Source organism: Serpentinimonas sp. SSL01, assembly GCF_056323735.1.
Map to the genome: position 1 here is coordinate 2,346,505 of NZ_CM150487.1, position 26,648 is coordinate 2,373,152.

General features: G+C 67.1%; 14 protein-coding genes and 2 pseudogenes. 4 read left to right on the top strand and 12 right to left on the bottom strand.

Going from position 1 to position 26,648, the window contains the following annotated elements; genetic code table 11:
- Positions 1-29 precede the first annotated feature (29 nt).
- Positions 30-560, bottom strand: coding sequence for a hypothetical protein (locus ACVMK0_RS11050; RefSeq protein ID WP_476463817.1), 531 nt, complete (start codon positions 558-560; stop codon positions 30-32).
- Between the two features lie 208 nt (positions 561-768).
- Complete coding sequence (locus tag ACVMK0_RS11055) at positions 769-2,139, bottom strand: S8 family serine peptidase (protein WP_476463818.1); 1,371 nt, start codon at positions 2,137-2,139, stop codon at positions 769-771.
- 185 nt (positions 2,140-2,324) lie between these two features.
- On the opposite strand from ACVMK0_RS11055, the gene ACVMK0_RS11060 reads away from it, so the two are divergent.
- Positions 2,325-2,825: an RNA polymerase sigma factor gene (locus tag ACVMK0_RS11060; protein ID WP_476463819.1), complete on the top strand. Its 501-nt coding sequence runs from the start codon at positions 2,325-2,327 to the stop codon at positions 2,823-2,825.
- A 34-nt stretch (positions 2,826-2,859) separates the two neighbouring features.
- The gene (locus ACVMK0_RS11065; protein ID WP_476463820.1) at positions 2,860-3,867 is read left to right on the top strand and encodes an anti-sigma factor family protein; all 1,008 of its coding nucleotides are present in this window, start codon (positions 2,860-2,862) and stop codon (positions 3,865-3,867) included.
- 63 nt (positions 3,868-3,930) lie between these two features.
- On the opposite strand, the gene ACVMK0_RS11070 is transcribed toward ACVMK0_RS11065, so the two are convergent.
- The 3 genes from ACVMK0_RS11070 to purE all read right to left on the bottom strand — a co-directional run bounded on the left by ACVMK0_RS11070 (position 3,931) and on the right by purE (position 6,874).
- Complete coding sequence (locus ACVMK0_RS11070) at positions 3,931-4,977, bottom strand: L-threonylcarbamoyladenylate synthase (protein ID WP_476464695.1); 1,047 nt, start codon at positions 4,975-4,977, stop codon at positions 3,931-3,933.
- Positions 4,974-6,185 (bottom strand): 5-(carboxyamino)imidazole ribonucleotide synthase, encoded by a 1,212-nt coding sequence (locus ACVMK0_RS11075; protein ID WP_476463821.1) that lies wholly within the window; start codon positions 6,183-6,185, stop codon positions 4,974-4,976. The genes ACVMK0_RS11070 and ACVMK0_RS11075 overlap by 4 nt, the downstream gene beginning before the upstream one ends.
- A 185-nt stretch (positions 6,186-6,370) precedes the next feature.
- Positions 6,371-6,874 carry a 5-(carboxyamino)imidazole ribonucleotide mutase gene (purE, locus tag ACVMK0_RS11080; RefSeq protein WP_250960329.1) on the bottom strand — a complete coding sequence of 168 codons (504 nt, stop codon included), beginning with the start codon at positions 6,872-6,874 and terminating at the stop codon, positions 6,371-6,373.
- A gap of 233 nt (positions 6,875-7,107) precedes the next feature.
- Here purE and trxA point away from each other — a divergent pair, with 233 nt between their 5' ends.
- Complete coding sequence (trxA, locus tag ACVMK0_RS11085) at positions 7,108-8,049, top strand: thioredoxin (RefSeq protein WP_476463822.1); 942 nt, start codon at positions 7,108-7,110, stop codon at positions 8,047-8,049.
- Here the strand turns inward: trxA and ACVMK0_RS11090 are convergent.
- The 5 genes and pseudogenes from ACVMK0_RS11090 to ACVMK0_RS11110 form a co-directional block, all read right to left on the bottom strand.
- Positions 8,050-8,139: pseudogene (locus ACVMK0_RS11090) on the bottom strand (helix-turn-helix domain-containing protein); the annotation flags it as partial.
- 2 nt (positions 8,140-8,141) lie between these two features.
- The gene (locus ACVMK0_RS11095) at positions 8,142-8,699 is read right to left on the bottom strand and encodes a copper chaperone PCu(A)C (protein WP_476463823.1); all 558 of its coding nucleotides are present in this window, start codon (positions 8,697-8,699) and stop codon (positions 8,142-8,144) included.
- An 80-nt stretch (positions 8,700-8,779) separates the two neighbouring features.
- Positions 8,780-9,682 carry a phosphoribosylaminoimidazolesuccinocarboxamide synthase gene (locus ACVMK0_RS11100; RefSeq protein ID WP_476463824.1) on the bottom strand — a complete coding sequence of 301 codons (903 nt, stop codon included), beginning with the start codon at positions 9,680-9,682 and terminating at the stop codon, positions 8,780-8,782.
- A gap of 66 nt (positions 9,683-9,748) precedes the next feature.
- Positions 9,749-10,831 (bottom strand): methyl-accepting chemotaxis protein, encoded by a 1,083-nt coding sequence (locus ACVMK0_RS11105; RefSeq protein WP_476464696.1) that lies wholly within the window; start codon positions 10,829-10,831, stop codon positions 9,749-9,751.
- Between the two features lie 27 nt (positions 10,832-10,858).
- Positions 10,859-11,329 (bottom strand): annotated as a pseudogene (locus tag ACVMK0_RS11110) (MCP four helix bundle domain-containing protein); the annotation flags it as partial.
- 239 nt (positions 11,330-11,568) lie between these two features.
- On the opposite strand from ACVMK0_RS11110, the gene ACVMK0_RS11115 reads away from it, so the two are divergent.
- Positions 11,569-23,538, top strand: a complete 11,970-nt coding sequence (locus tag ACVMK0_RS11115) for a retention module-containing protein (protein ID WP_476463825.1) — start codon at positions 11,569-11,571, stop codon at positions 23,536-23,538.
- Between the two features lie 95 nt (positions 23,539-23,633).
- Here the strand turns inward: ACVMK0_RS11115 and ACVMK0_RS11120 are convergent, their stop codons facing one another.
- Positions 23,634-25,454, bottom strand: a complete 1,821-nt coding sequence (locus tag ACVMK0_RS11120; protein WP_476463826.1) for a patatin-like phospholipase family protein — start codon at positions 25,452-25,454, stop codon at positions 23,634-23,636.
- On the bottom strand, positions 25,423-26,625 hold the full coding sequence (gene mnmA, locus ACVMK0_RS11125; RefSeq protein WP_476463827.1) for a tRNA 2-thiouridine(34) synthase MnmA: 1,203 nt from the start codon (positions 26,623-26,625) through the stop codon (positions 25,423-25,425). Before mnmA ends, ACVMK0_RS11120 begins: the two co-directional genes overlap by 32 nt.
- Between the last annotated feature and the right edge of the window lie 23 nt (positions 26,626-26,648).

The following is a 26,648-nucleotide window of genomic DNA, read 5'->3' on the forward strand; positions in this document are numbered from 1 at the left end:
GTGGAGAGGCTATCAGGTCGGGGTGGCGATCAGATCCAAGCGAATCGCTGATCGGTGGCAAGCGGTCGTTCTAGAGCTTGGGTGGTTGCGCCGGGCAACGATTGTGTCAGAGCCCGGTAGCGCAGCGCGTAGCGCTCTGCCAAGGCCCGGCTGGCGGCTGTAGAAAGCAATGTGGGGGTGGCCGCGCCCACCCAGCCATCGTCACGCAAACGCAGCAGCACCAGGTGCAGCGCGACTTCGGCCGGCACCCCGGCCGCTGCCAAGCGCTCGTTCTGCCAGCGCGGCAGCACGATCAGGCAGTCCGGGTGCAGGGCCGCGAGCTGCCGCAGGCGCGCGAGCGCCGGGCCCTCGCCGCCCTCGGGGGCGAGCAGCAGTTTGGCGCCGCGCGGCTGGCGTGGCAGGGCGAGTCGGTCCGCAGGCTCGGCCACCCAAGCCGCCAGCCCGAGTTCGGCGTTGATGCAGCGCCAGCGCACCGAAAGCTCCGTTTGCGCAACCGTTGCGGCTGCCGGATGAGAGCCGAGCTTGAGCTGTTGCCACAGGCGTTTCAGGAGCGGGTACATGGCGCGGGCATCCAAAGGGTTTGGGGGGCGGTGGTCGCAAGCCGTTGCGCTTGAATGCGCGGTCTCGCGGTTTGCGACCCTTTCATGAGCGACAACGCGCGGCCGCCTGCCTTATTCCGCCAGGTACAAAAAATTACATTTTTGCCACTGGGCACGCTGCGCTGATGATTGAGCGCTGGGGCGCCGGCTGCTGAGCGCGGCGTATGGCTTAGCGGCACAAAGGCGTAATCTGCGGTAGGCCCCAGCCAAAGACCGGGTCGCGGCCGGGGGCGCCCAAGTCTTGCAAGGCCATGCCCTGGCCGCTGAACCACTGCGGGGCACTCAGGCTGCGCTCGTGCAACGACTGCGACACCATGGCCACCAGGAAAGGGACGGCATAAGAGGTGCCGCTGCGCCGCTGCAGGGTGCCGGCGGAGCCGACGGTGGGCAAATCGGTGCCGGGCAGGGCAAAGCGGATGTGCCCGCCTTGGCTGGCGCGCCGGTACACCGCTTGCGCCGGCGTGAGCGCCGTGACGGCCAGCGCGCCCGGATGCGCGGCCGGAAAAGCTGGCGCTGCCGCGCGCCCGCCATTGCCCGCCGCCGCCACCACCACCACCCCGCGCGCCCGGGCGCGCTCGAGGGCGGCGTCGAGCACGGCATTGCGCGGGCCCGCCAGGCTCATGCCGATCACCTGCGCCCCTTGGCCCACCAGCCAGTCCAGGCTCTGTGCCAAGCCCAAGGCGTCGGCGCGGCTGTGGCCCGAAGGCAAGCGGTAAAACGGGGCCGCCGCCAGCAGGCGCGCGCGCGGCAGCAGTCCGGTGTAGCCGGCGGCGGGCTGGCCCACCAGCAAGGCGGCAATGGCGGTGCCGTGGTCGTCTTCGACTGAGGACTGACCCGGGCTGAGTTTGTGCTGGCTGCGTATCTGCGCCCCGCGCAGCGACGGGTGGGCGAGCTGCACGGCCGTGTCCACGATGCCGATGACCTGGCGCAGGCCGCATCTGGCGCTGGCCGCCGGCCAGCCGATCGACTGTTTGAAGGCCGCGATCGGCTCGCTGCTGCGCGCCGCCGCTGCGCCGGCTGCTGGGGCTTGTGCCACCGCGTAGAGGTGTTGCAGCGCGAAGGTTTGATCTTCGAACGCCGCCAAGCGCTGGAGCGTGGCTTGGGCTTGCACACCGTGCAGGCGCAGCCGCACAACTCTCAGGTTGAGAGCGCGCAGGTTGCGGGTTTCGATCACTTCGACACCGGTTTGCAGCCGGGCGTAGGCCAGCGCGGCTGAGCTGGGGTTGAGGGCCAGCAGTTCGTTGGGGAGATGCTCGTCCGAGCCTAACCAAGCAGCCGTTAGGCGAGCGGGAGCAGAATCGACCCCGGCGCTGCCGCTGTCCCCTACTTGGCTGCCTGCGCTCGAAGCGCCGTCGTCGCCTCCATCGTCACCACCGCTGTCGCCCGAATCGCCATCGCCGTCACCATCATCGGCCCACACCAGAGCACCGCCGCCCAACTCGGGGGGCGATCCGGCGGGTGCGATCCAAGCCAGCGGCCCCAGAAAACCCAGCACGGCCAGCAAGCCCGTGCGGGCGCTCTGAAACAGGCGCACGGACACAAGGCGGCGCGCAGCGTCCGGGTGGGGTGGGGGTATGTGAGCCATTGCAAGCTAGACTCTAGCGCAAGGCACCGATTCCGCCTAGCCCATGCGCCAATCCAGGGGCAGTCATCGGGGGTAAAAAATTTGTAACCCGGTTGGGAATAAATCCTGGCTGGCCGCGTTGTCACTTGCAACAGATCTGTATGGCGTCCTCTGATCCACGTGCCGAACTCATCAGCCTGCTGCCGCGGCTGCGCCGCTTCGCCTATGGGCTGACTGGCGACGGGCACCAGGCCGACGATCTGGTGCAGGCCGGTTGCCTGAAAGCGATCGAGCGCTGGAGCCAGTACCAGAGCGGCACCAGTCTGGCCAGTTGGCTGTTTCGCATTTTGCAGACCACCTGGCTCGACGAGTACCGCACGCGCCAGCGCCAGCAGACCGATTCGTGGGACGAGGGTTTTGATGAGCTGATGGGCGACGATGGCACCTCGCTGCTGGAGGCGCGCAGCGAGGCCCGCGCCGTGCGTCGGCTGGTGGCCGAGCTGCCCGAGGATCAGCGCGCGGTGCTGATGCTGGTGGCGGTTGAAGGCTTGTCGTACAAAGAGGCGGCCGAGGTGTTGGAGCTGCCCTTGGGCACGGTGATGAGCCGCTTGGCGCGGGCCAGGGCCCGTCTGGCCGAGGGTTTGGGCGCTAAAGGGCGCTAAAAAGCGCAAAAAGGCGTTAAAAGGACGGCAAAAGATGACGATCGACACCATGGCGCTGCTGGCCTATCTGGACGGTCAGCTCGAGCACGAGGCCGACTACGAGCGCGTCGAGCAGGCGCTGCAGCAGGAGGCGGGCTTGCGCGAGCGCCTGCAAGCGCTGGTGCAGCAGAGCGCCACCATCCGCTCGGCCTACCGCGCCAAGCTCGAAGAGCCGGTGCCGCCGCGTCTGGTGGCGGCGATCCTGAACGCGCCTTGGCCGCAGGAGCAGGTGGCGGGGCAGCGCTCCAAGCCGCACTCGGCCGCGGATGCGGCCGCGCAGCCCGCCGTGGCCGCCGACCCGGCGCAGCCCGGCCCCTGGCAGCGCCTGTGGCAGCACTGGGTGGGCGCGCTGCTGGGCGGGCCAAGCGGCAGCGGCAACCAAGGGGGTGCGCGAGCCGGTGCCAATGGTGGCGTAGGAGGTGCGGCTGGAGGGGGTGGCGCCAGTGCCGGGGCTGGCCGGGGCGCAGGGGCCGCCGCTTGGGCGCCGGGCCGACTCTTGCAGGGCGTGGCGCTGGCCTCGCTGGTCTGGGTGGTTCTGGTGCTGTGGGTCTGGCCGCAAGCGGCCCCCACGGCCCCGCGCCCGCACTGGGCCCAGAGCGGCGCAGCGGTGCACGACGAGCGCGTGCTCACGGCGCTGCAGGCGGTGGCCAGCGCGCAGGTGGTGCGCATCGGCGCCGACACGCTCGAGGTGCTGGGCAGCTTCGAGCGCGCCCCGGGGAAGCATTGCCGCGAAGTGCAGGAGCTGCGCCAAAGCGCTGGCGCACAGACGCAGACGCAGACGCAAACGCTGGCGGTGCTGTGCCAGACCCCGGACAGCGGTTGGGCGGTGGCATTTGCCGCCAGCGAAACCGTGCCTGTGGGTGCCTTCGAGACCGCCAGCGGGGCCCAGCAAGCGGCCTTGCAGGCGTTTTACGAGGGCTTGGGCACGGTGCAGTTTTTGTCAGCCGACGAAGAAAACGCGCGCCTGACGGCGGGCTGGCAGGGGCCGGCGCCGCGCCCCTGAGCCGGTGGCGCGAAACCGCCGCAGCGCTGCGCCAACCCGACTTCGCGCCAACCCGCCTCCGCGTTAACCCGACGCCGCCGCGCGCTGCAGCCGGTCACGCACGCCGTCCCAGGCTGGGTCGTCCGGCGGGGTTTCGACCCAGATCAGCCGCGTGCCAGGGCGGTCGAGCGCGCGCAGCACCGCAAACAGCTCGTGCGCGCAGGCACTGGCCTGCTGCGGCATGCGCTCTTGCAGCACGTGGGCGCTGGCACAGCGCAGCGGGCTGCGGCTGTAAATCGCCAGGTGGCGTGCGTCGGGGCCGAGCAGGTCGAGCGCGGTCTGCAGCTCGGGCGCGGGCAGCAGGCGCAACCGGGCCCGCGGCGCGTAGTGCGCGCTCAAGGTGCCCGAGGCGCGTGGGGCCGCTGCGTCGCGCGCGGCCAGCGGCTGGCCGGCGGCGGCCTCGAGGGTGCTGAGCGGCAGCACGCCGGGGCGCAGCAGCACCGGCTGGCTGCGGCTGCAGTCGATGATGGTCGATTCGATCCCTACTTGGCAGGGGCCGGCATCCAAAATCAGCAGCTCGTCGTCGCTAAGCAGGCCGGCAAACTCGGCCGCCACATGCTCGGCGCGGGTCGGGCTCAAACGCCCAAAGCGGTTCGCGCTCGGGGCCGCCAAGCCCCGGATGCCCACTTGCAGGGCGGCTTGCAACACCGCTTGCGCCACCGGGTGCGCCGGGCAGCGCAGTCCGATGCTGCCTTGGCCACCGGCGGCGGCGCTGGCCACACCAGGGCGGCGCGGTAGGATCAGCGTCAGCGGCCCGGGCCAGCAAGCGGCCATCAGGCGCAGGGCGAAGTCGGGGCAGGCGCCGGTGTAATGCGCCAGCGCCGGCTGCCAGTGCGCGGGCTGGCTGCCGCCCACGTGCACGATCAAGGGATGGTCGGCCGGCCGGCCCTTGGCGGCGTAAATGCGCGCCACCGCCTCGGGCGCATCGGCATCGGCCGCCAGGCCATAGACGGTCTCGGTGGGCAGGGCGAGCAGGCGGCCGGCCTGCAACTGGGCGCAGGCGCGCTGCAGCACGGGCTCACTGAGCCCAGCAGCCGTTGCGCCGGCTAGGGCGCGCGCGTCCAGCGTCAGGGCCACGGCTCGATGCCCAGTAGGGCTGCTGCAGCCAACGCCGTTGCGCGCACCTGCTGCGCGCTGCTGCCGGTGAGCGTGAGGTGCCCCATCTTGCGGCCGGGGCGCGCCTCGAGCTTGCCGTACAGGTGCAGGTGCGCACCGGGCAAAGCCAGCACGGCGGCCCAGTCCGGGCTGCGCGCTTGGCCTTGGGCGTCGAACCACAGCTCGCCCAGCAGGTTGAGCATGAGCGCCGGGCTGTGCTGGCGCGGCGCCACCAGCGGCAGGCCGGCCAAGGTGCGCACCTGCAGTTCGAACTGCGACACGTCGCAGGCGTCGAGCGTGTAGTGGCCGCTGTTGTGCGGGCGCGGGGCCATCTCGTTGAGCACCAGCGCGCCCTCGGCGCTGCCGTCGTCGATCACAAAAAACTCAACGCACAGCACACCCACGTAACCCAACTGCGCGGCGATCAGGGCGCTGGCTGACACGGCGCGCGCGGCCAGCACGGTGGGCAGGTTGCCGGGGCAGGCCTCGGTGAGCGCCAAAATGCCGTTGCGGTGCAGGTTGCGCTGCGGCGGGTAGTGCACCACCTGGCCGTCGCGGCCGCGCGCCACCAGCACCGACAGCTCGGCTTTGAGGGGCAGCAGGCGCTCGAGCACGCACGGCACGCCGCCCAGGCGCTGCCATGCGGCCTGCAGCTCGGCGTGGGTGTGCACGCGCTGCTGGCCTTTGCCATCGTAGCCCAGGCGCGCGGTTTTGAGGATGCCGGGCAGCAGCGCCGCGGGGGCGGCCTGCAGCTGGGCCTCGGTCTCGATGACCGCGTAAGGCGCCGGGCCCACGCCGGCTTGCTGGGCGCAGGCGCTGAAATGGGCTTTTTCGGCGATGCGGTCTTGGGCCAGCGCCACTGCGGCGGCGGATGGCGCCACCAAGCGCCGCTGCGCCAACCAGCGCAGCGCCTCGGCCGGCACGTTCTCGAACTCGGTGGTGATGGCGTCGCAGCGCTGCGCCAGTTGCTCGAGGCCCAGCGGGTCGGCGTAATCGGTTTGGATGTGCTGCGGGCAGGCTTGGGCGGCGGGGCTGTGGTCCTCGGGCTCCAGCACCGCGCAGGCGTAGCCCAGCTTTTGGGCCGCCTGCACGAACATGCGCCCGAGCTGGCCCCCGCCCAGCACGCCCAAGGTGCAGGGCTGGCCAGCGTGGCCTAGGCTGCCGGGCAGCAGCGGCGGTGGCAATGATTGGGGCGGTTGGGGTGGCTGGACCGGCTGGGGTGCGGGCTGGGGCTGGGGCTGGGGCTGGGGCTGGGGCTGGGGCTGGGAGCAGCCACGCACAGCGCTGCCCACGCCAGCTGCGACAGGTGCGCTGACCGGGCTGGCGGGGCTGTCAACGCCGTCCACGCGGCTCGAGCTGTCAGGGCCGCTCATGGGCTGGGCTGCGGCGGCAGCGTCATGGCGCGCGCGGCCTCGGTCTGGGCGGCGCGGAAGGCTTGCAGGCGCTGCAGCAGCGCTGGGTCGTGCAGGGCCAGCATGGCGGTGGCAAACAGCGCCGCGTTGGCGGCCCCGGCGGCGCCGATGGCAAAGGTGGCCACCGGAATGCCTTTGGGCATCTGCACGATGCTGTGCAGCGAATCCACGCCCCCCAGCGCCTTGCCCGCCACCGGCACCCCGAGCACTGGCAGCGTGGTTTTGGCTGCCAACATGCCCGGCAGGTGCGCCGCGCCACCGGCGCCGGCGATGATCGCCTGCAGCCCGCGCCCGGCCGCGCTTTCGGCGTAGGCAAACATGTCGTCGGGCATGCGGTGCGCCGACAGCACGCGCGCCTCGTGCGCCACGCCCAGCTGCTGCAAAATCTCGACGGCGTGGCGCATCGTCTCCCAGTCGGAACTGGAGCCCATGACCACGCCGATCTGCACGGTTGCGTTCATAAAATAGTCGATTGAAGCTGTAGGCTTAAACCGAGATTGTCCATTGGGCGCACCAGCGGTGCGGCGTTGAAAGGGGCCGGCGCAGCCCGCTGAAGGGCGCATCCGGTGCAAGCGCTTGATTTTAAGGCGTGGCCGTGCCGCCACCGCTTTGGGCGACAATGTCAGGTGCCGGGCTTTGCAGTGCCCCCATTCTTTTTCCAACCCCTTTGTCCCGCGGTACACCGCCACCAGCCATGATCGACGTCACCCTTGCCAATTTCGAGTCCGAAGTCATCGCCGCCTCTGCGCAGGTGCCGGTGCTGGTGGATTTTTGGGCCCCTTGGTGCGGGCCTTGCCGCACCCTCGGCCCGTTGCTGGAAAAGCTTGAAGCCGCCTACCAGGGCCGCTTCAAGCTGGTGAAGATCGACTCCGACCAACAGCAGCAACTGGCGGCGGCCTTTGGCATCCGCAGCATCCCCACCTGCGTGCTGCTGATCGACGGCCAGCCGGTCGATGGTTTCACCGGGGCGCTGCCCGAGAGCCAGCTGCGCGCCTTCCTCGACAAGCACCTGCCCGAGCCCGACAGCGCGCCGCAAGACGAAGCGCCCGAGCCCACCGACCTGAGCGCCGAAGAACAGCTGGCGCGGCTGCTGCAGCGCCTGCAACAGGAGCCCGGCAACCACGATCTGCGCTTCGATTGCGTGCGCCACCTGATCGCCCACGGCCAGTTTGAGCAAGCCGAGCTGGCGCTGGCCCCAGCGCTGGCGCAAATTCCGCTGCAACTGCGCTTCGAGGCGTTGTCGCACTGGCTCAACGCGCTGCTGTTTTGCAGCACCGACGAGCGCGGCCAGTGGCCGCTGGAGCGCTTCGATGAGCTGATCGCGCACGACAAGCGCAATTTCGAGGCCCGCATGGCCAAGAGCCGGCTGCTGATCGCCTTGGGCGAATGGCCGGCGGCGCTCGACGAACTGCTCGAGATCATCCAGCGCGACCGCCGCTGGGCCAACGAGCTGGCGCGCAAAACCTACATCGGGCTGCTGGAGCTGATGACGCCGCCCGCGCCCAAAGCCGACCCGGCGCAAGCGGGCAAGAGCGCCGGCGGCATCGAGCTCTCCGGCAAGGCGCTGCAAGCCAGCGACCCGCAGAGCGAACTGGTGGCGCGCTACCGCCGCCGCCTGAGCATGGCGCTCAACTGATCAAGCCGCTTCGTGCACCCGCAGCTCGACTTGCAGCCCGGCCGCTGTGGCCATGTTCACCAGCGCATCGAGTCCAAACAAGCCGATCTTGCTTAGGGCCGCTGCGGGGTGGCAGGGGCGGCCGGAGCGGCCGGAGCATGCCCGTGCCCGCCCGGTGCCGCATGCGCGCCGTGGCCAGGCCCGCCATGCCCATGCGCGCCTGCAGCTGCTGCCCCGAGCGGCAGCACCGGCGCCTCGATGGTCTGGGTGAAGCGCTGGCGGTTGGCGTCTTCGAACACCAGCGTGATGGCCACGCGCTCGCCGGCGTTCAGAGGCTGGCGCAGCTGCATCAGCATCACGTGGTAGCCGCCGGGCCGCAGCTCGACCGCTTGCGCCGCCGGCAGATCGAGGCCGGCGATGGCGCGCATGCGCATGACATCGTTGACCACGGTCATTTCGTGGATTTCGGTCAGGCCGGCCACGGGTGAGCTGGCCGCCACCAGCCGCGCGTTCTGGCTGGCGCTCAGGCGCATGAAGGCCCCGGTGGCCTGCTGCTGCGCCACGGTGGCGCGCACCCACGGTTCGCTCACCGTCACCACCGGGGTTTGCGCCGCAGCCGGGCCGGCCAAGGCGAAACCAGCCAGGGCCAAAGCCAAAAAGAAAGCTCGCATAGCGTACTCCTAGAATTTCAAAATCTGAGCAGTCGTGAGCCGACGCCCCGGCATGGTGGTGCTTCTTTAACTGTGCCGCCCTAGCCCAGCAGCCGCTGCAGCGCTTCGCGGTACTTGGCGGCGGTCTGCGCGATCACTTCGGGCGGCAGCGTGGGCGCTGGGGCGCTTTTGTTCCACGGCTGGCCGGCCACCGTCGCCGTCTCGAGCCAGTCGCGCAGATACTGCTTGTCAAAGCTCGGCGGGTTGGCGCCGGGGCGGTACTGCTCCAGCGGCCAGTAGCGCGAGCTGTCGGGGGTGAGTACCTCGTCCATCAGCACCAGTTGGCCCTGGGCGTCGAGCCCGAACTCAAACTTGGTGTCGGCGATGATGATGCCCTTGCCCAGCGCATGCGCCGCCGCCGCCCGGTACAGCCCGATCGACACGCGCCGAATCTGCTCGGCCAGCTCGGGGCCGATCATCTGCACCGTCTGCTCGAAGGTGATGTTCTCGTCGTGCTCGCCCTGCGCCGCCTTGGCTGCGGGGGTGTAAATGGGCTCGGGCAACTGCGCGGCGTTGACCAAGCCCGGCGGCAGGGCCACGCCGCAGACGCGGCCGCTGCTTTGGTATTCTTTCCAGCCGCTGCCGGCCAGATAGCCGCGCACCACCGCCTCCACGGGGATCGGGCGCAGGCGCTGCACCAGCATCGAGCGACCGCGCACCAAGGGCCGCTCGGCCGCGCTGACCACGCTTTCGGGGTCGTCGCCGGTGAGGTGGTTGGGGCACAGCCCCAGGCGGCTCAGGTGCTCGAACCAAAACAGGCTCAGGCGCGTGAGCAGTTCGCCCTTGCCGGGGATGGGCTGCTCCATCACCACATCAAAGGCGCTGATGCGGTCCGAGGCCAGCATCAGGATGCGGTCGTCGCCCACGGCGTAGTTGTCGCGCACCTTGCCGCGCGCCAGCAGCGGCAGGGATTGGAGGGTGGAGGTGTGCAGGGTTTGCGTCATGGTTTGCGAGTGTAGCGCCAGCGCAGCAGGCGCTGCGGTGCCCAAATCAGGCCCCAAAACCCCAAACTAGGCCGCCTGCCGCGCAGCCGAGCCTTGGACGTTGAAGGCGCCCATGGTTTCGTCGAGGCGCTGCGATTGGTCGCGCAAAGCGGCGGCCGTGGCCTGCGAGCGCTGCACCACGGCGGCGCTGATGCTGGCGGTCTGGTTCAGGGCTTGCACGGCTTGGTCTAGCTGCTGTGCGCTGGCGCGCTGCTGCGCCGTGGCTTGGGCGATCGAGCCCATCAGGCGCGAGAGCTCGGCCACCGAATCCACCACGCGCTGCATGGTCTGGCCGGCGTTTTCGGCCGCGGCCGATCCGGTCTGCACGCGCTGGGTCGAGGTTTCGATCAGCGCCTTGACTTCGCGCGCCGCCTGCGTGCTGCGCTGCGCCAGGCTGCGCACCTCACCGGCCACCACGGCAAAGCCGCGCCCTTGTTCGCCCGCACGGGCCGCCTCCACGGCGGCGTTGAGCGCCAGAATGTTGGTCTGGAACGCAATGCCGTCGATCACGCTCACGATTTCGGCAATGCGCTTCGAGGCCTCGCCGATGCGCTGCATCTCTTGCACCACCGAGCCCACCGCCTGCCCGCCCTCCGAGGCGATGTCGGCCGCCTTGCTGGCCAGCTGGCTCACGTTGTCGGCGCTGCTGGCGCTGGTCTCGATGGCGGCGGCCATGCTGCGGGCGTGAACGGCGCTCGATTCGATGGCGCTGATCTGCTGATCGGTGGCCGCGAGCAGATCGGTGCTGGTGTGGTCGAGCTGCGCCGCCGCGCTCGACACACCGGTTGAGGTCTGGCGCACGCGCGCCACCACTTGGCTGAGGCGCTGCTCCATGTCGGCGATCGAGGCAAAGAGCGAAGCGAATTCGTCGCCTTGCACCGGGGGCTCGGCCTGGTGGTTGCGTGCGTTGGCGATGCGGAAGGTGACTTTTTGCGCCCGGGCAAACGAGGCCCGCATGCTGAGCATGAAGGTGTGGGCGTTGTAGGCCGCCACCGCAAACACCAGCGCCGTGACTAGGGCCAGCGCCAGCTTGGTGTTGAAGGCGATGCGGTCGGTGCCGGCCAGTTGCTCATCGACCAGCTGCTGCTGCCACGCGCGCTGCTCGGCCATGTGCTGCAACACCCGGTCGCGCGCCGGCACCAGATCGGTGTTCAACAGGGTAAAAGCCGCCGCTGCGTTGCCGGCCTGAATTTGGCCCGCCACCTGCTGGGCCAATCGCCAAAACTCAGCGTCGGCCATGCGGATTTGGGCAAAGATTTCGCGCCCGCGGTCGTCGTCTAGGTTGGTCTCGAAGGCTTGCAGCAGCTCGAGCTTTTGTTGCCTGAAGGTGCCCAAGCGGTCTAGGCTGGCCCGAACCTCGTCGGCGCTGGTCACCAGCATGGCTTGGCGCGCCTCGAGCGAAATGCGAAACATCAGCACTTGCGCGTCTGAGATGCGCTCGACTTGGGGCATGAAGCGCTGCGCCAAACGCTCGGACTGGTTTTCGAGGTGGCTCAGGATCAACCAACTGGCCGTCGAGGTGGCGGCCAAGGCGCTAAAAAGCAAAACGATGGTGAAAACCAGTTTGCGGCCCAGCGAGCGCGATTGCGGTGTGGTGCGAAGGTTCATGCTTCAAGCTCGGTAAGGTCAAAGGTGTCGGTGCAGCCGTAGGAGCTTGCTGCTGTGGGACCCCACCACCCAAGCCCGAACCAACTCAAAAGCATTATGCCGCCGCCCCGTGTCTTCGATGCACGGGCATGTGTTTAGCCTTGCGCACCAAACCCGCAAAACTGTACCAAAGTCCAATAGGCAAAGCCTGCCTCGAGCCTTAAGCTGCGCCCATCGTCATACCCAACAGGAGCGCTACCATGGCCCAAGCCACCGTCACCGCCGTCACCGGCAACGCCGTCATCGTCAAAGCCGATGGCACCTCCCGCGCCCTGCAAGTGGGCGAAGTCGTGCAGCGCGGCGACGTCATCCGCACCCAGAACGGGGCCCGGGTCGAGCTGCTGCTCGCCGACGGCCAGACCCTGGCCATGGGCCCCAACCAGGCCCTGCGCGTCGATGAAACCGTGGCCCTCACCGACGCCACCCCGCAAGCCGCCGACGCCGCCGTGCAAGCCACCACCGTGGCCGAGATTGTCCAGATTTTGGAGCAAGGCCTAGACCTGCTCGAACAAATCGACCCCGCCGCCGCCGGTGCCGTGGCCGCCGGTGCGGGCGAAGGCAGCGACTTTGTGCGCCTGCTGCGCGTGGCCGAGCCGGTTGAGCCGCTGGCGTTCCAGTTCAACCTCGGCGCCGCCGACACCACCGACGAGATCGAGGGCGAGCCGGCCCCGGTCACGATCGACCTGAGCTTCGAACTCGAAGAAGAATCCGCCCTGGGCCTGGACGGCAACGACGAAACCGACGACGGCCTGAGCGCATCGCGAAGCGGCAACTTCCTCACCGGCGTGGGCGGCGTGCTCACCAGCTTCAGCGTGCCGGGTTTGGGCTTCATCGCCATCGCGCCCGGCGGCAGCACCTTGGCCTTCGACGCCAACGGCCAAGTCATCCCCCCCGGCGCCACCACCCCGCCTTCCGTGCTGCTCACCGTGCAGCCCAACGGCGACTACACCCTCACCGTGGTCGGCCCGCTCAACCACCCCACCCCCGGCACCCTCGAAGAGCTGCTGGCCCTGAGCCCCATCGCCCTCGTCGGCACCGCAGGCAGCGGCGGCTACCTCACCATCAACCTGCAACTCAATGTGCAAGACGACGTGCCGGTGGCCGTGCAGGATGAAGGCGAAGGCGGGCTGGTGCCGCGTGCCGACTTGATCGAGATTGACGAAGACGGCCTCCCTAACGGCAACCCCGACGACGCTCGCACGGGCGAGACGGCTGGCAGCGGCTCAGCCAGCGCCAGCGGCAGCATCGTGGACAACGTCAACTGGGGCGCCGACGGCTTTGGTCGCGTCACCGGCGTGAGCTGGAACGGCGGCAGCGCGGCGGTTCAGCCCAATTCCAGCGCCACCTTGTTCATCAACGCCAACGGTTCGCTGGGCACGCCAGAAAGCGCCGCCATCCGCCTCACGCTGGGCGCTGACGGAACCTACGAATTCGAGCTGCTGCGCGCACAAACGCACGGCATCCAAGGCGAAGACCTGCAAGCGTTGCTGCAAGGCGGCTTCACCATCAGCGCCGTTGATGGCGACGGCGACCCGATCGTGGGCGGCGTGCGCGTCAACGTCGATGTGCTCGACGACATCCCGGTGATCACAGTGGCCGATCAGCCCACCGAAGGCCAAGCCGTGGCTGTGGATGAAAGCGAGTTCGATCAAGACGGCAGCTCTGGCCCCGGCACGGTGCACTTCACCGTCAGCTTCGGCGCCGATGGTGCGGCAGCGAGCAACGGCGGCAAGACCTACGACTTGGTTGCCAGCAACGGCACCCCTACCGGCCTGATCGACACCGCCACGGACCAAGCCGTGCTGATCAGCGTGGATGCCGACGGCAGCGTGCGCGGCGTCGTGACTGAAAACAACATCGAGCAGACCGTCTTCGTCATGAGCGTCAATGCCACCACCGGCGTGGTCAGCTTCGACCAGCAGCGCGCCGTGGTGCATGGCAACCCCAACGACCCCAACGACAGCGTCAGCCTTGCGGCGGGCGTCATCAACCTGCGCCTGACCGCCACCGACGGCGACGGCGACACCGCCACCGCTACGGTCGATGTGGGTGCTCTGGTGAGCATCGCCGACGACGGGCCGATCCTCAAAGAGGGCGTCACCGACAGCGTCACCCTGGACGAAGACGGCTTGGTCGGAGCCAACCCCGACGCCGCCCGCCTGGGCGAGACGGTCGGCAGCGGCTCTGCCAGCGCCAGCGGCACCATTGTGGACAACGTCAACTGGGGTGCCGACGGCTTTGGCCGCGTCACCGGCGTCATGGTGGGCGGCACCGCCGCCACCTTCAACGCCGATGCCGGCACCTTCACCATCAGCAACGCCGACTACACCCTCGTGGTGCAGGAAACCGGCGAGTACACCATCACCCTCAACCGGGCGCAAACGCACGGCGTGCAAGGCGAAGACCTGCAGGCACTGCTGCAAGGCGGCTTCACCGTCAGCGCCGTTGATGGCGACGGCGACGCCGTGCCCGGCGGCGTCACGGTCAACGTCAACGTGCTCGACGACATTCCTGTGATCGACGTCATCGACCTCAGCGGTGCATTCACCCTCACCGTCACCCTCAAGGGCTCCGACGCTGGCTTCGACAACAGCTTTGGCTACTACATCAAAGATGCCAACGGCAAGCCCACCACCGGCGTCGTGATCTGGGACAACGTCAAAGACTTCACCGTAACCCAAATCACCATCACCGGCCACACCCCGGATCAGGTTGGCTTCTTCATCATTCCCAACGGCGATCGCCTAAACCCCGAACTTGGACCCAATACCCCCGTCACCTTCGAGCAAGACGGCAGCGGCAACTGGCAGGCGGTGCCGGTTGGCGGCACGGCCCCCTTGGTCGGAGCCGGGGCCAACGCCTTCTTCGATGCAGCGGCGCTCAACCCCGGCGGCTTGGCCTACGTGCAAGACAACGCCAGCCCGGGCAACCTCAACTGGGAAGACTTACTGGGCGGTGGCGACCGCGATTTCAACGACGTCAACATCAACGTCGCTTGGCGGTCCAACCTGCCGGTGCTCACCACGCAGGACGCCGAGACGATCGACACGGTCACTGGCAACACCAGCGCAGCGGTTTCCGACATCGCCAGTGCCAGCTTTGCCAGTGCCTTTGGCCGCACCTACTCCTACGGTGCTGACGGCGCCGGGACAGTGGTGCCCAACTACGTGCTGTCGATCGGCAGCAGCGGCGCCACCGGCCTGAGCAGCAACGGCCAGCCCATCACCTTGTCGATGGAGGGCGGTGTGGTGTTTGGCCGCATCGGCAGCAATGGCACCACGACCGACATCTTCATCCTTGCGGTTGATGCCAGCAGCGGCCAAGTCACCCTGACCCAGTTCGCCGAACTCGACCACGTAGGCGAAGACACCGACAACAACGCCTTCAACAACAGCGCCGCCCTGCTCAGCCTGCCCGCCAACGTGCTGTTCCTGACCCGCACCGACACCATCACCGACCGCGATGGCGATGTGGCCAGCGACAGCCAGCGCATCGACATCGGCGCCGCCGTGCGCTTCGAGGACGACGTGCCAGTGCTCGATGCCAACAACGGCACTGACACCGTGCGGCTAGACGAAGACGACCTGCTTGCATTGCGCGTCTCGGGCGCGACCGAGAGCCAAGGCAACGACGAGGAGGCACCGCGCGAGCCGCTCAGCGTCAACGGCAGCATCGTGGACAACGTCAACTGGGGCGCCGACGGCTTTGGCCGCGTCACCGGCGTGAGCTGGACCCTTGGCGAAGTTACCCACTCCGTCGATGTGCCGCTTAATGGCGAGACCGCCATTTACTTTGATGCCGACGGCCAAGTGCGCACAGGTGAGGACGCCGCAACCGACGCCGCCGTCAGCCTGTTGGTCAACGCCAACGGCAACTACACCGTCACCTTGCTCGACAACCTGCTCATCGGCGGCGAGGGCGAGAACGTGGTGAGCCTGCTGCAAAACGGCTTTGCCTTCCAGGCCGTCGATGGCGACGGCGACGCCGTGCCCGGCGGTGTGCCGGTGCGCATCCAGATCACCGACGATGTGCCGGTGGCCGTGGCCGGTGCCGCAGTGAGCGCCACCGTGGCCGAGAACGACATCAACACGCGCTTGTCCAGCGGCACCTCGCCCAACGACGGCAACGCCGACGGCTCCTTTACGGGCGACCCGGGCCAGAGCCGAGGTCCCGCCCAAGTCAGCGGCTCGCTGGCCACCTTGGTCAGCTTCGGTGCCGACGGCCGGGGTGCCAACGGCTTTGGCTTGGGCACCGATTTCACGGCCCTTGCAAACCAAGACCTCAGCTCCAAGGGCGTGGACCTAAGCTACGCCGTCAGCGGCAACACGCTCACCGCAACGGCAGGCATCGGGCAGGCGGCGCGCACCGTCTTCACGCTCGAACTCCAGCCCAACGGCAACTACACCTTCCGCCTGTTCGACCAGCTCGACCACGCAACCGGCCAGGGCGCGAACAGCTTGGCGCTCGACCTCTCCTCCGTCATCCGCGCCACCGACGCCGACGGCGACGCTCTCACGCTCAGCCGAGGCTTCACCCTCAACGTGACCGACGACGTGCCCAAGCTCGACGGCTGGAAGCCCGCAGGGGGCGTGGTAGAAGAAGAAGCGCTGCCGCGCGGCAACCGAGAGTGGCCAAACCTTGGCTTGGTGGAAAGTGGCAGCGTCTCCGGCCAAGTCGAGGCAGGTGCCGACGAGGGCCTCAGATTCACCCTCAATCCCCTCACCGGCGGGCTGCCAACTCTGACTTCCGGTGGTGTGGCCGTCACCTACGCCGTCAGCGGCACCACCCTCACCGCCAGCGCAGGCAACACTTCCGTCTTTACGCTGGTGCTGCAAGCCAATGGCCAATACACCTTCACCTTGCGCGCCCCGATCGACCATGCCTCGGGCAACGGCGAGAACTCGCGCACCTTGGACCTGTCCTCGGCCATCGTGGCCACCGACTTCGACGGCGACGCGCTCACGCTGAGCAACGCCTTGAGCATCACCGTCATCGACGACATTCCGCGTGACCCGGATATCGAAGGACCGACATGGGTGCGTGAGGATGCTGCCAGCCCAATCACCGGCACTTGGAGCAACGCCGTAGGTGCCGACCAAGCGGGTTCGTCGATCGTGGTGCGCGTAGGTAGCCAAGACCACGCCCTCGACAGCCCCATCGCCGTGACGGTGGGCAACCAAAACATCGGCACCCTGACCGTCATCAGCGGCGGCACTTGGAGCTTCGACCCGAACCCTAACCTGAACAATTCCAGCGGCGTTGACTTCAACTTCACCATCCGCGTCACCGACGCCGATGGCGATACGCAGTCCGACAGCCACCGCATTACGGTAAAAGACGGCACCGACCCGAGAGCAGGCGGCTCGATCACGCTGGCGCTGGACGAAGAAGCGCTGGGCAATGCCAACGCCAGCGGCAGCAACCCGACCAGCACCCTCGAACAAGTCCAAGCGAGCGTGAGCTTCACCGCCGGCTCGGACGACCTGCTGGGCTTTGCCTTCTCCAACAGCTTGGCGCAACTGGTGCGCAACACCAACGCTGTCACCGGCGACGAACTCGTTTGGACGCGCAGCACAGATGGCCAAACCATCACCGCCACCTTTGTCAACACCACGCAAGTTGCCCTCACCCTCACCCTGACCGCCCCGGCGAGCATCGCGCACGGCACCAGCGACAACGTCACCGTTACCGCCACCCTGTCGGACAACCTGCGCCACGCCCTCGCCAACGGCGAGCAGGTGCTCAACCTCGGCTCCATCCAGGTCGTGGCCACCGACCGCGACGGTGACACGGCCGCGGCCACCTTTAACCTCTCGGTCAAAGACGATGTGCCGAGCATCACCACCTCCCCGACCCAAGCCCTGCGCGAATCCTTCGAGGGCTTCGTCACCGACGAACCCAACCAAGGCGGCTGGTTCGTCGTTGGCGAAGGCGGTCGCACCCTCACCGGCAACGACGGCATCGTCTGGACGCTCAACGCAGCCGGCATTGAAATCCAGCGCGGCGACGTCGGTGGCGCGCTGCCCTCTGACGGCAACAACAAGGCCGAGCTCGAAGCGCACAACCTAGCTGGCGGCAGCGCCAGCCCCAGCACCCTGAGCGTGCTCTCGACCCGGATCGACGTGCCCGGCACCACCTTTGGCATGTCCTTCGACTACCAGCCGCGCCCGGCCGACCGCGCCGACAGCGCCATGTCAGTCAGCCTCAACGGCGTGCAAGTCACCATCAGCGCCGATGCCAGCGGCGTTGTCACCGTCAGTACGCCCTCTGGCGTAACCGCCACCCAGTCCACGGTGAGCAGCACCGGCTGGACCAGCATCGCCTTGGTCTTTAACGTCGTCACCCCCGGCCTGCATACGCTGAGCTTTGCCGGCTTGTCCGACAACCTCAACGGCGACACCTTGGGCGCCTACCTCGACAACATCCGCCTGTCGGCCAACAACCCCTTGCTGGTCGATGAAACCCTCATGGACGCCAACGCCAGCGGCAGCGGCGCGGCGCAGCGCTTCACCGTCAGCTTTGGTGCCGATGGTGCGGCAGTGAGCGGCGGCAAGACCTACGACTTGGTTGCCACGAACGGCGCCCTCACCGGCCTGACCGATACCCTCAGCGAAGCGTTCGTGGTGATCCGGCTCGGCACCGGCACCGACGCAGGAAAAGTGTTCGGCGTGGCTGGAATCGGTGGCCCAACCGTCTTCATCATGAGCGTCAATGCCACCACTGGCGAGGTCACTTTCGATCAGCAGCGCGCCGTGGTGCACGCTGACGCCACCAACCCCAACGACAGCGTCAGCCTCAATCCGAACGTCATCAGCCTGCGCCTGACCGCCACCGACGGCGACGGTGACACCGCCACCGCCACGGTCGATGTGGGCCGTTTGGTCAGCATCCTCGACGACGGCCCGAGCATCGACGTCACCCGGACTGCCGACGCTCCGCCGTTACCCGTCCTCACCACGCAAGACGCCGACACCCTTGGCGCCAACAGTGACAGCACCAGCGGCGACTTCGCCAGCCGGTTCACGGTCACCAGCCAAATGGGCGCCGACGTCGGCGGCAGCCAAGCCACCACCTACGCCCTCGGCATCGGCCAAGCAGTTACCGGCCTCACTGCCGGCGGCCAGGCCATTACGCTGTTCCTCGGCTCGGGTGGCGCATTGCTGGGCTCCACCGCCACCTTGGCCAACGGGGTCGAGCCAGCCAACACCGTGTTCGAAATCAGCGTCACGGCCGCAGGCCAAGTCACCCTGACCCAGCACAGCGAGATCGACCACGCCACCAGTGGCAGCTTGGTGGGCTTGAACCCCGGCAGCGTGTTGCTGACCGCCAACGCCAGCATCACCGACGGCGACGGCGACACGGCCCGCGACAGCGAAACGCTCGACATCAGTGGCGCATTCAAGTTCGAAGACGGCACGCCGCCCGTGGTCTCGATCAGCGCCAGTCCGCCCACAGTGGATGAGGACGGCACTACTAACGTCATCTTCACCGTGAGCCAAGACCGGGTATCGACGACCGACACCGTGGTCACCATCGGCCTCGCCGGCACAGCCACCGAGGGCACCGACTATGTGGCCTCGAACTTGACCAGCTCCCGCACCGTGACCGTCACCATCCCGGCCGGCCAGACCAGCGTCACCTTCACCGCCGACCCGACACCCGACATCCTCGACGAAGACGACGAAACGGTGGTTGCCACCATCACCGCAGCCACCGGTGCCACGGTCAACTCGGCTGCAAACAACGCCACCGCCACCATCGTCGACAACGACACAAGGCCCACCATCGCAGGCGCGGCTGCCAGCGTATCCGAAGAAGGCTTGGCCAACGGCATTGCAGACAACACCGGCACCCCAGCAGACAGCACCAGCAGCGCCAGCGCCAGCGGCACCATCGCCCTCAGCGGCAACGGCACGGCTGCCTTGACCGTGGCCTTGACGCTCACTGGCCTGCCCGCCATGCTCGGCGGCACAGCGCTCACTTGGAGCCATGGCGCCAACGCAGCGGTGCTTATCGGCAGCTCAGGCACGACGACGCCGGTCCCGGTCATCCAGATCACGCTCAACAACGGCAACACCGCCGTGGCGGCGAATGCCACGTCCGTGGGCTACCAGGTCACACTGCTGCAACCCATCCAGCACCCCACCAACAGCGTAGAAGACGTGCTCTCGTTGACCGTAGGCCTGAGCATCACCGACGGGGTCAACCCGGCTTCGTCCGCAACCTTGAACGTGACGATAGAAGACGACATGCCCGTCATCGCCAGCGTGGACAACCTGACGCTGGCCAACCAGGTGACGAGTCAAACCGGCCACATCAACGGCTTGCTCTTCGGTGCCGACGGCCCGGCAACCGCGCAGGCCCTGCGCTTGTCGGACTGGCCCGACCAGCCCGGCATCACCGAGACCCTCTCGGACGACGGCAAGACCCTCACCGCCACCATCGATGGCAGCGGCTCGCCGCCCACGGTGTTCTACACCTTGGTGTTGAACGACAGCGGCGGCTACACCTTCACCCTCGTCACGCCGCAGCCGACGCAGACCATTGCCATCGGCGATCAGTTTGGCGCTGGTGGGCCGGTGGAAACCATCGCCGTCAACGCAGGGACCAAAGTCGTAACCTTCGACGGCCTGCTGTTTAGCAACGCAGGCGGAGTGGGCACACCGCAGAACCCCGGCACAGCCAGCGGCGACGACGACCTGAACCCGAACAACCGCGGCTTTGGCATCCAGAACGGCAACCTCGACCACAACGAGGGCTTCCGGGCCAGCATGTCCAGCCCCGCCGACGGCTTGTCGTTCACTGTCGTGAGAGTGGGCAACGTCGACCAAGTGACCGTCGAATGGCGCGCTTACGCGGCCGATGGCACGACCGTGGTTGATGCAGGCACCTTGGCCCTGTCGGGCTTGAGCACGGCAAACCAGTTGGCGTTGATCCAATCCGACGCCGAGTTCTCGCGTGTGGATGTGCGCTTTGTTCTGGGCAGAAACGACAGCGTGCGCATTCAGGATTTCAACGTCATCGACCGCATTACCCCGCCGGATTTGGCGCTCGGCTTCCAGGTCACCGCCACCGACCGCGATGGGGACTGGGTCTCGGCCAACTTCACAGTCAATGTCAACCCCGGCAACGTACCCACAGTGCAAGTGGGCGCACCCGGCACCGCAACGGGCGACATCACCGTGCCCGAAGGCCAGCCAGCCGTATTCGAGGTGTTGGTCAACAACGCCGCCGCCGGCTCGACGCTGGTGCTCACGCTGGCCGACGGCACGGCCGTCAACCCGGCCATCAGCCCGGCCGACTACAACCGCGAGGTGTTCGAGTTCAGCCTGAACGGCGGCACTACTTGGACAACCTACACCGTAGCCATCGGCCTGCCAGCGGGCAGCAGCAGCGTGCTGGTGCGCACCAGCACCGTGGGCGACGCGCTCGTCGAAGCCAACGAGACCTTCACCCTAGGTGCCACGCTCACCAGCTCGAGCACGGTCGTGAGTGACAGCGCGATGGCCACCATCGTTGACAACGACACAGCGCCCACCATCGGTGGAGCGACTGCCAGCGTATCCGAAGAAGGCCTGCCCAACGGCATTCCAGACACGAGCGGCACACAAGACAGCACCAACAGCGCCAGCGCCAACGGCAGCCTGAACATTGTTCGCAACGGCAGCGCACCGCTGACCGTGGGTTTGCAAACCGACGGCTTGCCGGCCACCTTGGGCGCAACCAACGTCACCTGGAGCCTCAGCACCAATGGCGCCGTGCTTACCGCCAGCGCCGGTGCGGACGCCGTGCTGCGCATCACCCTCAACGGCGGCAACCCATCCGTGGCCAGCGGCGCCGGCACCAGCGTAGGCTACCAAGTCGAGCTGCTGCGCCCAATCCAGCACCCCAACACCAGCGCAGAAGATGCGGTGACATTTAATGTGAGGCTGCGCATTTCAGATGGGGTCAATCCAATCGGATCAGGCGCTTTGGGCGTGACCATTGAAGACGATTCCCCCCGCGCGACACCGCTTACCGTATTTGTATCAGAGCCCGTCCCGGCGCTGGTATCTGGTTTGCAGGCGGGTTTTGTTAACCCAGTTGGCGGATCAACAGCAAACTTTGGATTCACCAATAACGACACAGATGCCTTGAATGATGTCGTTGCATGGGGAACTGGTGGGCGGTCGAGCTATGCTTTCGTTGATAACACCCAATTCGTTGGCGCAGCCGGTGTTCCTGTGAGCGGAACATTCCGCTTGGGTACCTTTACGCACAACAACCAAACGATTGACACCGGCTCCAGTCTCACGCAGGTCAATCTCGTGGTCAATTTCTTGGTGAACGGGCAAACCGTTTCGCAGACCATCACACTCAATCACAACGAAACCCCCAACACTGGTGATGCCTTGGCCTCGCGAGACATCATTTCGATCGCTGGCGGGGTGCTGGTGCGTGACTTCACCGTGGCCGGGCAGACTTTTAGGCTAACGGTTGACGGCTTCCGAGCTGCCAATGGTACGCTGGTAACTGAAGTGCGGACCAACGAAGATGCATCGACATCGTTTGACTTGTTCGCAAGAGTTGAATCGATTGCGGCCGCACCCATCATCGGCAGCGTGAACCCCCAATTTGGTGCCGATGGCGCGGGAGCCGTGATTTGGGACGGTGCGGCTATCAACACCACCACCGGCGAGTCCACGATAACCAACGCCCTGGGAACCTTTGTGGGGCGTTCTGATGGCACTTTCCGCTTCACCCCGGCGCTCAACGCCAACGTAAGCGACGATACCAACATTTCCTTCAACTACACCGTGCGTGACCGGGACGGAGACGTCTCAAGCTCAACCCTGACCGTCACCATGAGAGATGGTTCTAATCCTGTGGCGGTCAATGACAGCGCAACGGCCACAGAGGGACGCTGGACGCTCGGCGCCGAATCAACACGACCAGTTTCTGTTGCGGTTGCGACACCGATCGAACAATCTGTAAGTGGTTCTCGATTTATTGATCCAGAGTTTGACGGTGGTCTCATTACCAGCACACCAATTCAAATTAACGTTGCGGCAGCTACTCCGGCAAACCCAGCGGAAATACGTTTCAATGTCAACCTATCCCGTTTCGAACCTGGGGATCTAGTGCGTGTGGAGCTGGTTGGGGCTGGAAATGAGGTCTTGCAATCTCGAGCTTTCACGAATGACACAGATAACTCATCGTTCTTCGTCTCAACCACAGGAAATTATGGGTTGCGCATTGCAGGCCAAGACCGAACAGCAACACGAGATCTAGAAGCGACGCTAGAATCAGTGCGCTTATTGCGCACCATCACGACGCAAAACGTTGCGACTCCCGGGCTAACATGGGTTTTGGGAATCGCAGCTACTGGCAATGTGCTAACCAATGATACGCAAGGGCTTGAGGGCGCATTGGTTTCACAGGTTGGCACCACACCGGTTGCTGCAACTGGTTTCACCCCTATCGTGGGCCAGTTCGGCACGCTGAGCATCAACGCACAGGGCGCCTACACCTACACCCCGAACCAGCGCGACAACCCAGAGGGCGCGCGCGACGTGTTCAGCTACACCATCAGCCAGCCCGACGGCGACACCGCCACCGCCAACCTGACGGTCAATTTGACCAACTTCACCTACCTCACGACGGCCAACAACGCGGCCCAACTGGTGGGTGGTGACGACGGCAACGACACCTTGAATGGCTTGGGCGGCAACGACGTGGTTTATGGCGGCGGCGGCAACGACACCCTCACCGGGGGCGATGGCAACGACCTGCTGCTGGGCGGCAGTGGCAACGACACCCTCACCGGCGGCGCCGGGGCCGATGTGTTCCAGTGGCGCTTGGGCGACCAAGGCAGCACCACCAGCCCGGCGCGCGATGTGATCACCGACTTCACGCCGTCCCAAGGCGACGCGCTCGACCTGCGCGACCTGCTGCAAGGCGAAGACGCCAGCAACCTGGGCAGCTACCTGCGCTTTGGCACCGAAGGCACGAAGCTGGTGTTGCAGGTTGACCACGATGGCGGCACGAACTTCGAGCCCACGCAAAACATCGTGTTCGACAACTTTGCCAGCCAGGCGGCACTGGCGCAAGCGCTTGGCATGTCGGGCTCGCCTTCGGAGGCCGATATCCTCAACAAGCTGCGCACCGACGGGCACCTGCGCATCGACTGATCGCCTTGGGGCTGCACTGGGGGGCTGCTGTGTACGCAGCAGCCCCCCAAAAAGCGCCAAGGGGTTGTGGCGGCAGCCAGGACAAACTCAAACGCCTAGAGGGGTACTTCCCGCTCCAGCACCTCGCGCGCGTGTTGCTCGCCTTGGCGCACGATGGCATCGAACTGGTTCCACTGCAGCAGCCCGACCTTGAGCAAGGGCGGGTTGAGGTAGATGTCGCACAGGCGGCGCGATTCGGCTTGGCGCGAGGCGCTGTAGAGGATGGAAACGTTGAGCAGGTACGACACCAGCGAGGGCAGGCGGTAGCGGCGGCTGGCGCGTGGGCGCAGGCGGTCGAGCAGCAGCGCCCAGGGGCCAGGGATTTCATCGAAGGTGAGCCGGCGCGCGCTGCGTGGGCTCAGGTCGACGCCGATGACGCGGCGCACGCCGCGCTGCTCGCGCATTACGTTGACCGGGAAGTTGTTGAAGGTGCCGCCGTCGCAGAGCAGCTCACCGTCGCGGATCACGGGCGGCAGCGCACCGGGTATGGCCAAGCTGGCGCGCAGGGCCTGGCTTAGGTCGCCTTGCTGCAGCCGCAGCTCTTGGCCACGCGAGTAGTTGCTGGCGATGCAGAAAAAACCCTTCCACAAATCGACCAGGTCGGCCTGGCCGCCGGTGATCTGCTGGAAAGATTCATCGACCACACGCCGCACCCGGCGCCCGCGGATGAGCGAGACCAGCGGCAGCCAGTTGTAGTCGCCGGTGGGGTTGATGCGAAACGCGCGCCGCGCCAGGTTGATGGTGGCGTCCACGTCGCCGTCGGCGGCGATCAGCGCCGCCATGATGGCGCCGATGCTGGTGCCGCCCACGCAGTCGATCTCGATGCCGCGGCGTTGCAGCTCTTTCCAGATGCCCAGATGCGCCAGCCCGCGCGCGCCGCCGCCGGCCAGCACCAGCCCGGTGGCTTGGTGGCTGAGGATGCGCGCCAGCCGCTGCACATCGCGCTCGAGCGCCGGGCGCAGGTTGATGTGGCCGTTGACCGGGCGCCGATCGAGCCAGCGCCGCATACCGAGCGGGCTTTTGAGCTCGGCCGGGTGCAGCAGCAGCAGGGTTTGGTTGGGTGCGCCCAGCTGCAGCGATTCGATCAGGCAGGCTTGTTCGATCGGGTGGATTTGCGCCGGTTCGCTGGCCTGGGCCAGCAGCAGGATTTCGTCGGCGTGGCGCGTACACAGGCGGCTCCAGCCTTGGTCGGCGCTGTCGGCCAGCATGAGCACGAAATCGTGCTGGGTTTCGAGCTCGTCGAGCACCAGCGCGCAGGCCGCGTCGCTGGCCGCGCCGTGTTTGTGCAGCGCTTGGGCGCGGGCCTCGGCGGCGCCGATGCAAGCCACGCGGCCGTGTTTGGCTAGGGCGCGCTGCAGGTCTGCGGCCAGGGTGGCGGCCTGCACATGGGCGGTGATGGGCAGCAGGCACAGCATCACGGGTGCTGCCTCGGGGCGGCTGGTGCTCTGGGTCTGCAAGCGCTCGATGATCTGGCGCGTGAGCGCAAACGAGGCCTGTGGGTGGCGCTGCACCAGATCGTAAAAGCGCGCTTTGTCGAGGCGCGCCAGCACCGTGTGGCGCACCGCGACCACGGTGGCCGTGCGCGGGGCCTCGCTGTAGAGGCCGATTTCGCCCATGATCTCGCCGCGCCCGAGCTCGCGCACCGCACGCTGGGTGCCGTCGGCACCGTTGACGTAAACACGCAGCCGCCCGCTCAGGCTCAGGTAGGCGGCGTCGGCCACCTGCCCCTGCTGCAGCAGCACCGCGCCGGCTTCGAGCTCGACCCAGCTGAAGTGCGCGCACACTTCCTGCAGCACCTCGGGTGCCATGGCCCCGAAATGGGCCTGCAGATACCGCCCCAAGCGCTCACGGCGCTGTTCGTTTAAGTCCGTTTGCATCCTTGCCTCCAAAAGTGCTAATAGTACCACCTCCGAGGCAAACCTCGCCGTCGTACAGCACGGCGCTTTGCCCGGGTGTGACGGCCCATTGGGGTTGATCGAACTGCAGGGTGAAATGGGCGCCGGGCTCTGCGCCGGGCTCTGCGGCGGGCTCTGCGCCGGACTCGAAGCGGCACCGGGCGTCGGCCTGGCGGTAGCGCGTTTTGGCGCCGTAGGGCCCCGGTGGCGGGGCGCTGCCGCTCACCCAGCTGGCGTCTTGGGCTTGCAGTGCGTCTGACAGCAGCCACGGGTGCTCGTGCCCCTGCACCGCCCACAGGGTGTTGTGGGCCAAGTCTTTGCGCGCCACGAACCAGGGCGCGTGCTCGCCGCCGCCGTGGGCGGACCGGCTGGGCTTGAGACCGCCGATGCCCAGCCCCTGGCGCTGGCCCAGGGTGTAAAAGCTCAGGCCCACGTGTTGGCCGATGGTGCGCCCGTCGGGGGCGCGGATGGGGCCGGGCTGGTGCTGCAGGTAGCGGCCCAAAAATTCGCGAAACGGGCGCTCACCGATGAAGCAGATGCCGGTGCTGTCTTTTTTGCGCGCGTTGGGCAGGCCGATCTCGGCGGCGATGCGGCGCACCTCGGTCTTGCGCAGCGCACCCACCGGAAAGCAGGTGCGTGCCAGCTGCGCCTGCGTGAGCCGGTGCAAAAAATAGCTCTGGTCTTTGAGCCCATCGAGCCCCTTGAGCAGCTGGTAGCGGCCGCTGGCGGCGTCGAGGCGCACGCGGGCGTAGTGGCCGGTGGCGATCTGCTCGGCCCCGAGGCGCAGCGCGTGCTCCAGAAAGGCCTTGAACTTGATCTCGGCGTTGCACAGCACGTCGGGGTTGGGCGTGCGCCCGGCTTGGTACTCGCGCAAAAACTCGGCAAACACGCGCTCGCGGTATTCGGCGGCAAAGTTGACGTGCTCGAGCTCGATGCCGATGCGGTCGGCCACGCTGGCGGCGTCGATCCAGTCTTGGCGGCTGCTGCAATGGGCGCTGTCGCCGGCGCTGCTGTCGTCGCTGTTGTCGTCATCCTCCCAGTTTTTCATGAAGATGCCGATGACCTCATGGCCCTGCTGCTTGAGCAGCCAGGCGCTGACGGCGGAATCGACACCGCCCGACAGTCCGACGACGACACGGGGTTTGCTGCTCATGGTGGGGGCGCTCAGCCTCTAGT

Coding starts and splice junctions, on each gene's coding strand:
- ACVMK0_RS11050 (WP_476463817.1), bottom strand. CDS start 560: ATGTACCCGCTCCTGAAACGCCTGTGGCAACAGCTCAAGCTCGGCTCT.
- ACVMK0_RS11060 (WP_476463819.1), top strand. CDS start 2,325: ATGGCGTCCTCTGATCCACGTGCCGAACTCATCAGCCTGCTGCCGCGG.
- ACVMK0_RS11065 (WP_476463820.1), top strand. CDS start 2,860: ATGACGATCGACACCATGGCGCTGCTGGCCTATCTGGACGGTCAGCTC.
- purE (WP_250960329.1), bottom strand. CDS start 6,874: ATGAACGCAACCGTGCAGATCGGCGTGGTCATGGGCTCCAGTTCCGAC.
- trxA (WP_476463822.1), top strand. CDS start 7,108: ATGATCGACGTCACCCTTGCCAATTTCGAGTCCGAAGTCATCGCCGCC.
- ACVMK0_RS11095 (WP_476463823.1), bottom strand. CDS start 8,699: ATGCGAGCTTTCTTTTTGGCTTTGGCCCTGGCTGGTTTCGCCTTGGCC.
- ACVMK0_RS11100 (WP_476463824.1), bottom strand. CDS start 9,682: ATGACGCAAACCCTGCACACCTCCACCCTCCAATCCCTGCCGCTGCTG.
- ACVMK0_RS11105 (WP_476464696.1), bottom strand. CDS start 10,831: ATGGCCGAGCAGCGCGCGTGGCAGCAGCAGCTGGTCGATGAGCAACTG.
- ACVMK0_RS11115 (WP_476463825.1), top strand. CDS start 11,569: ATGGCCCAAGCCACCGTCACCGCCGTCACCGGCAACGCCGTCATCGTC.
- ACVMK0_RS11120 (WP_476463826.1), bottom strand. CDS start 25,454: ATGCAAACGGACTTAAACGAACAGCGCCGTGAGCGCTTGGGGCGGTAT.
- mnmA (WP_476463827.1), bottom strand. CDS start 26,625: ATGAGCAGCAAACCCCGTGTCGTCGTCGGACTGTCGGGCGGTGTCGAT.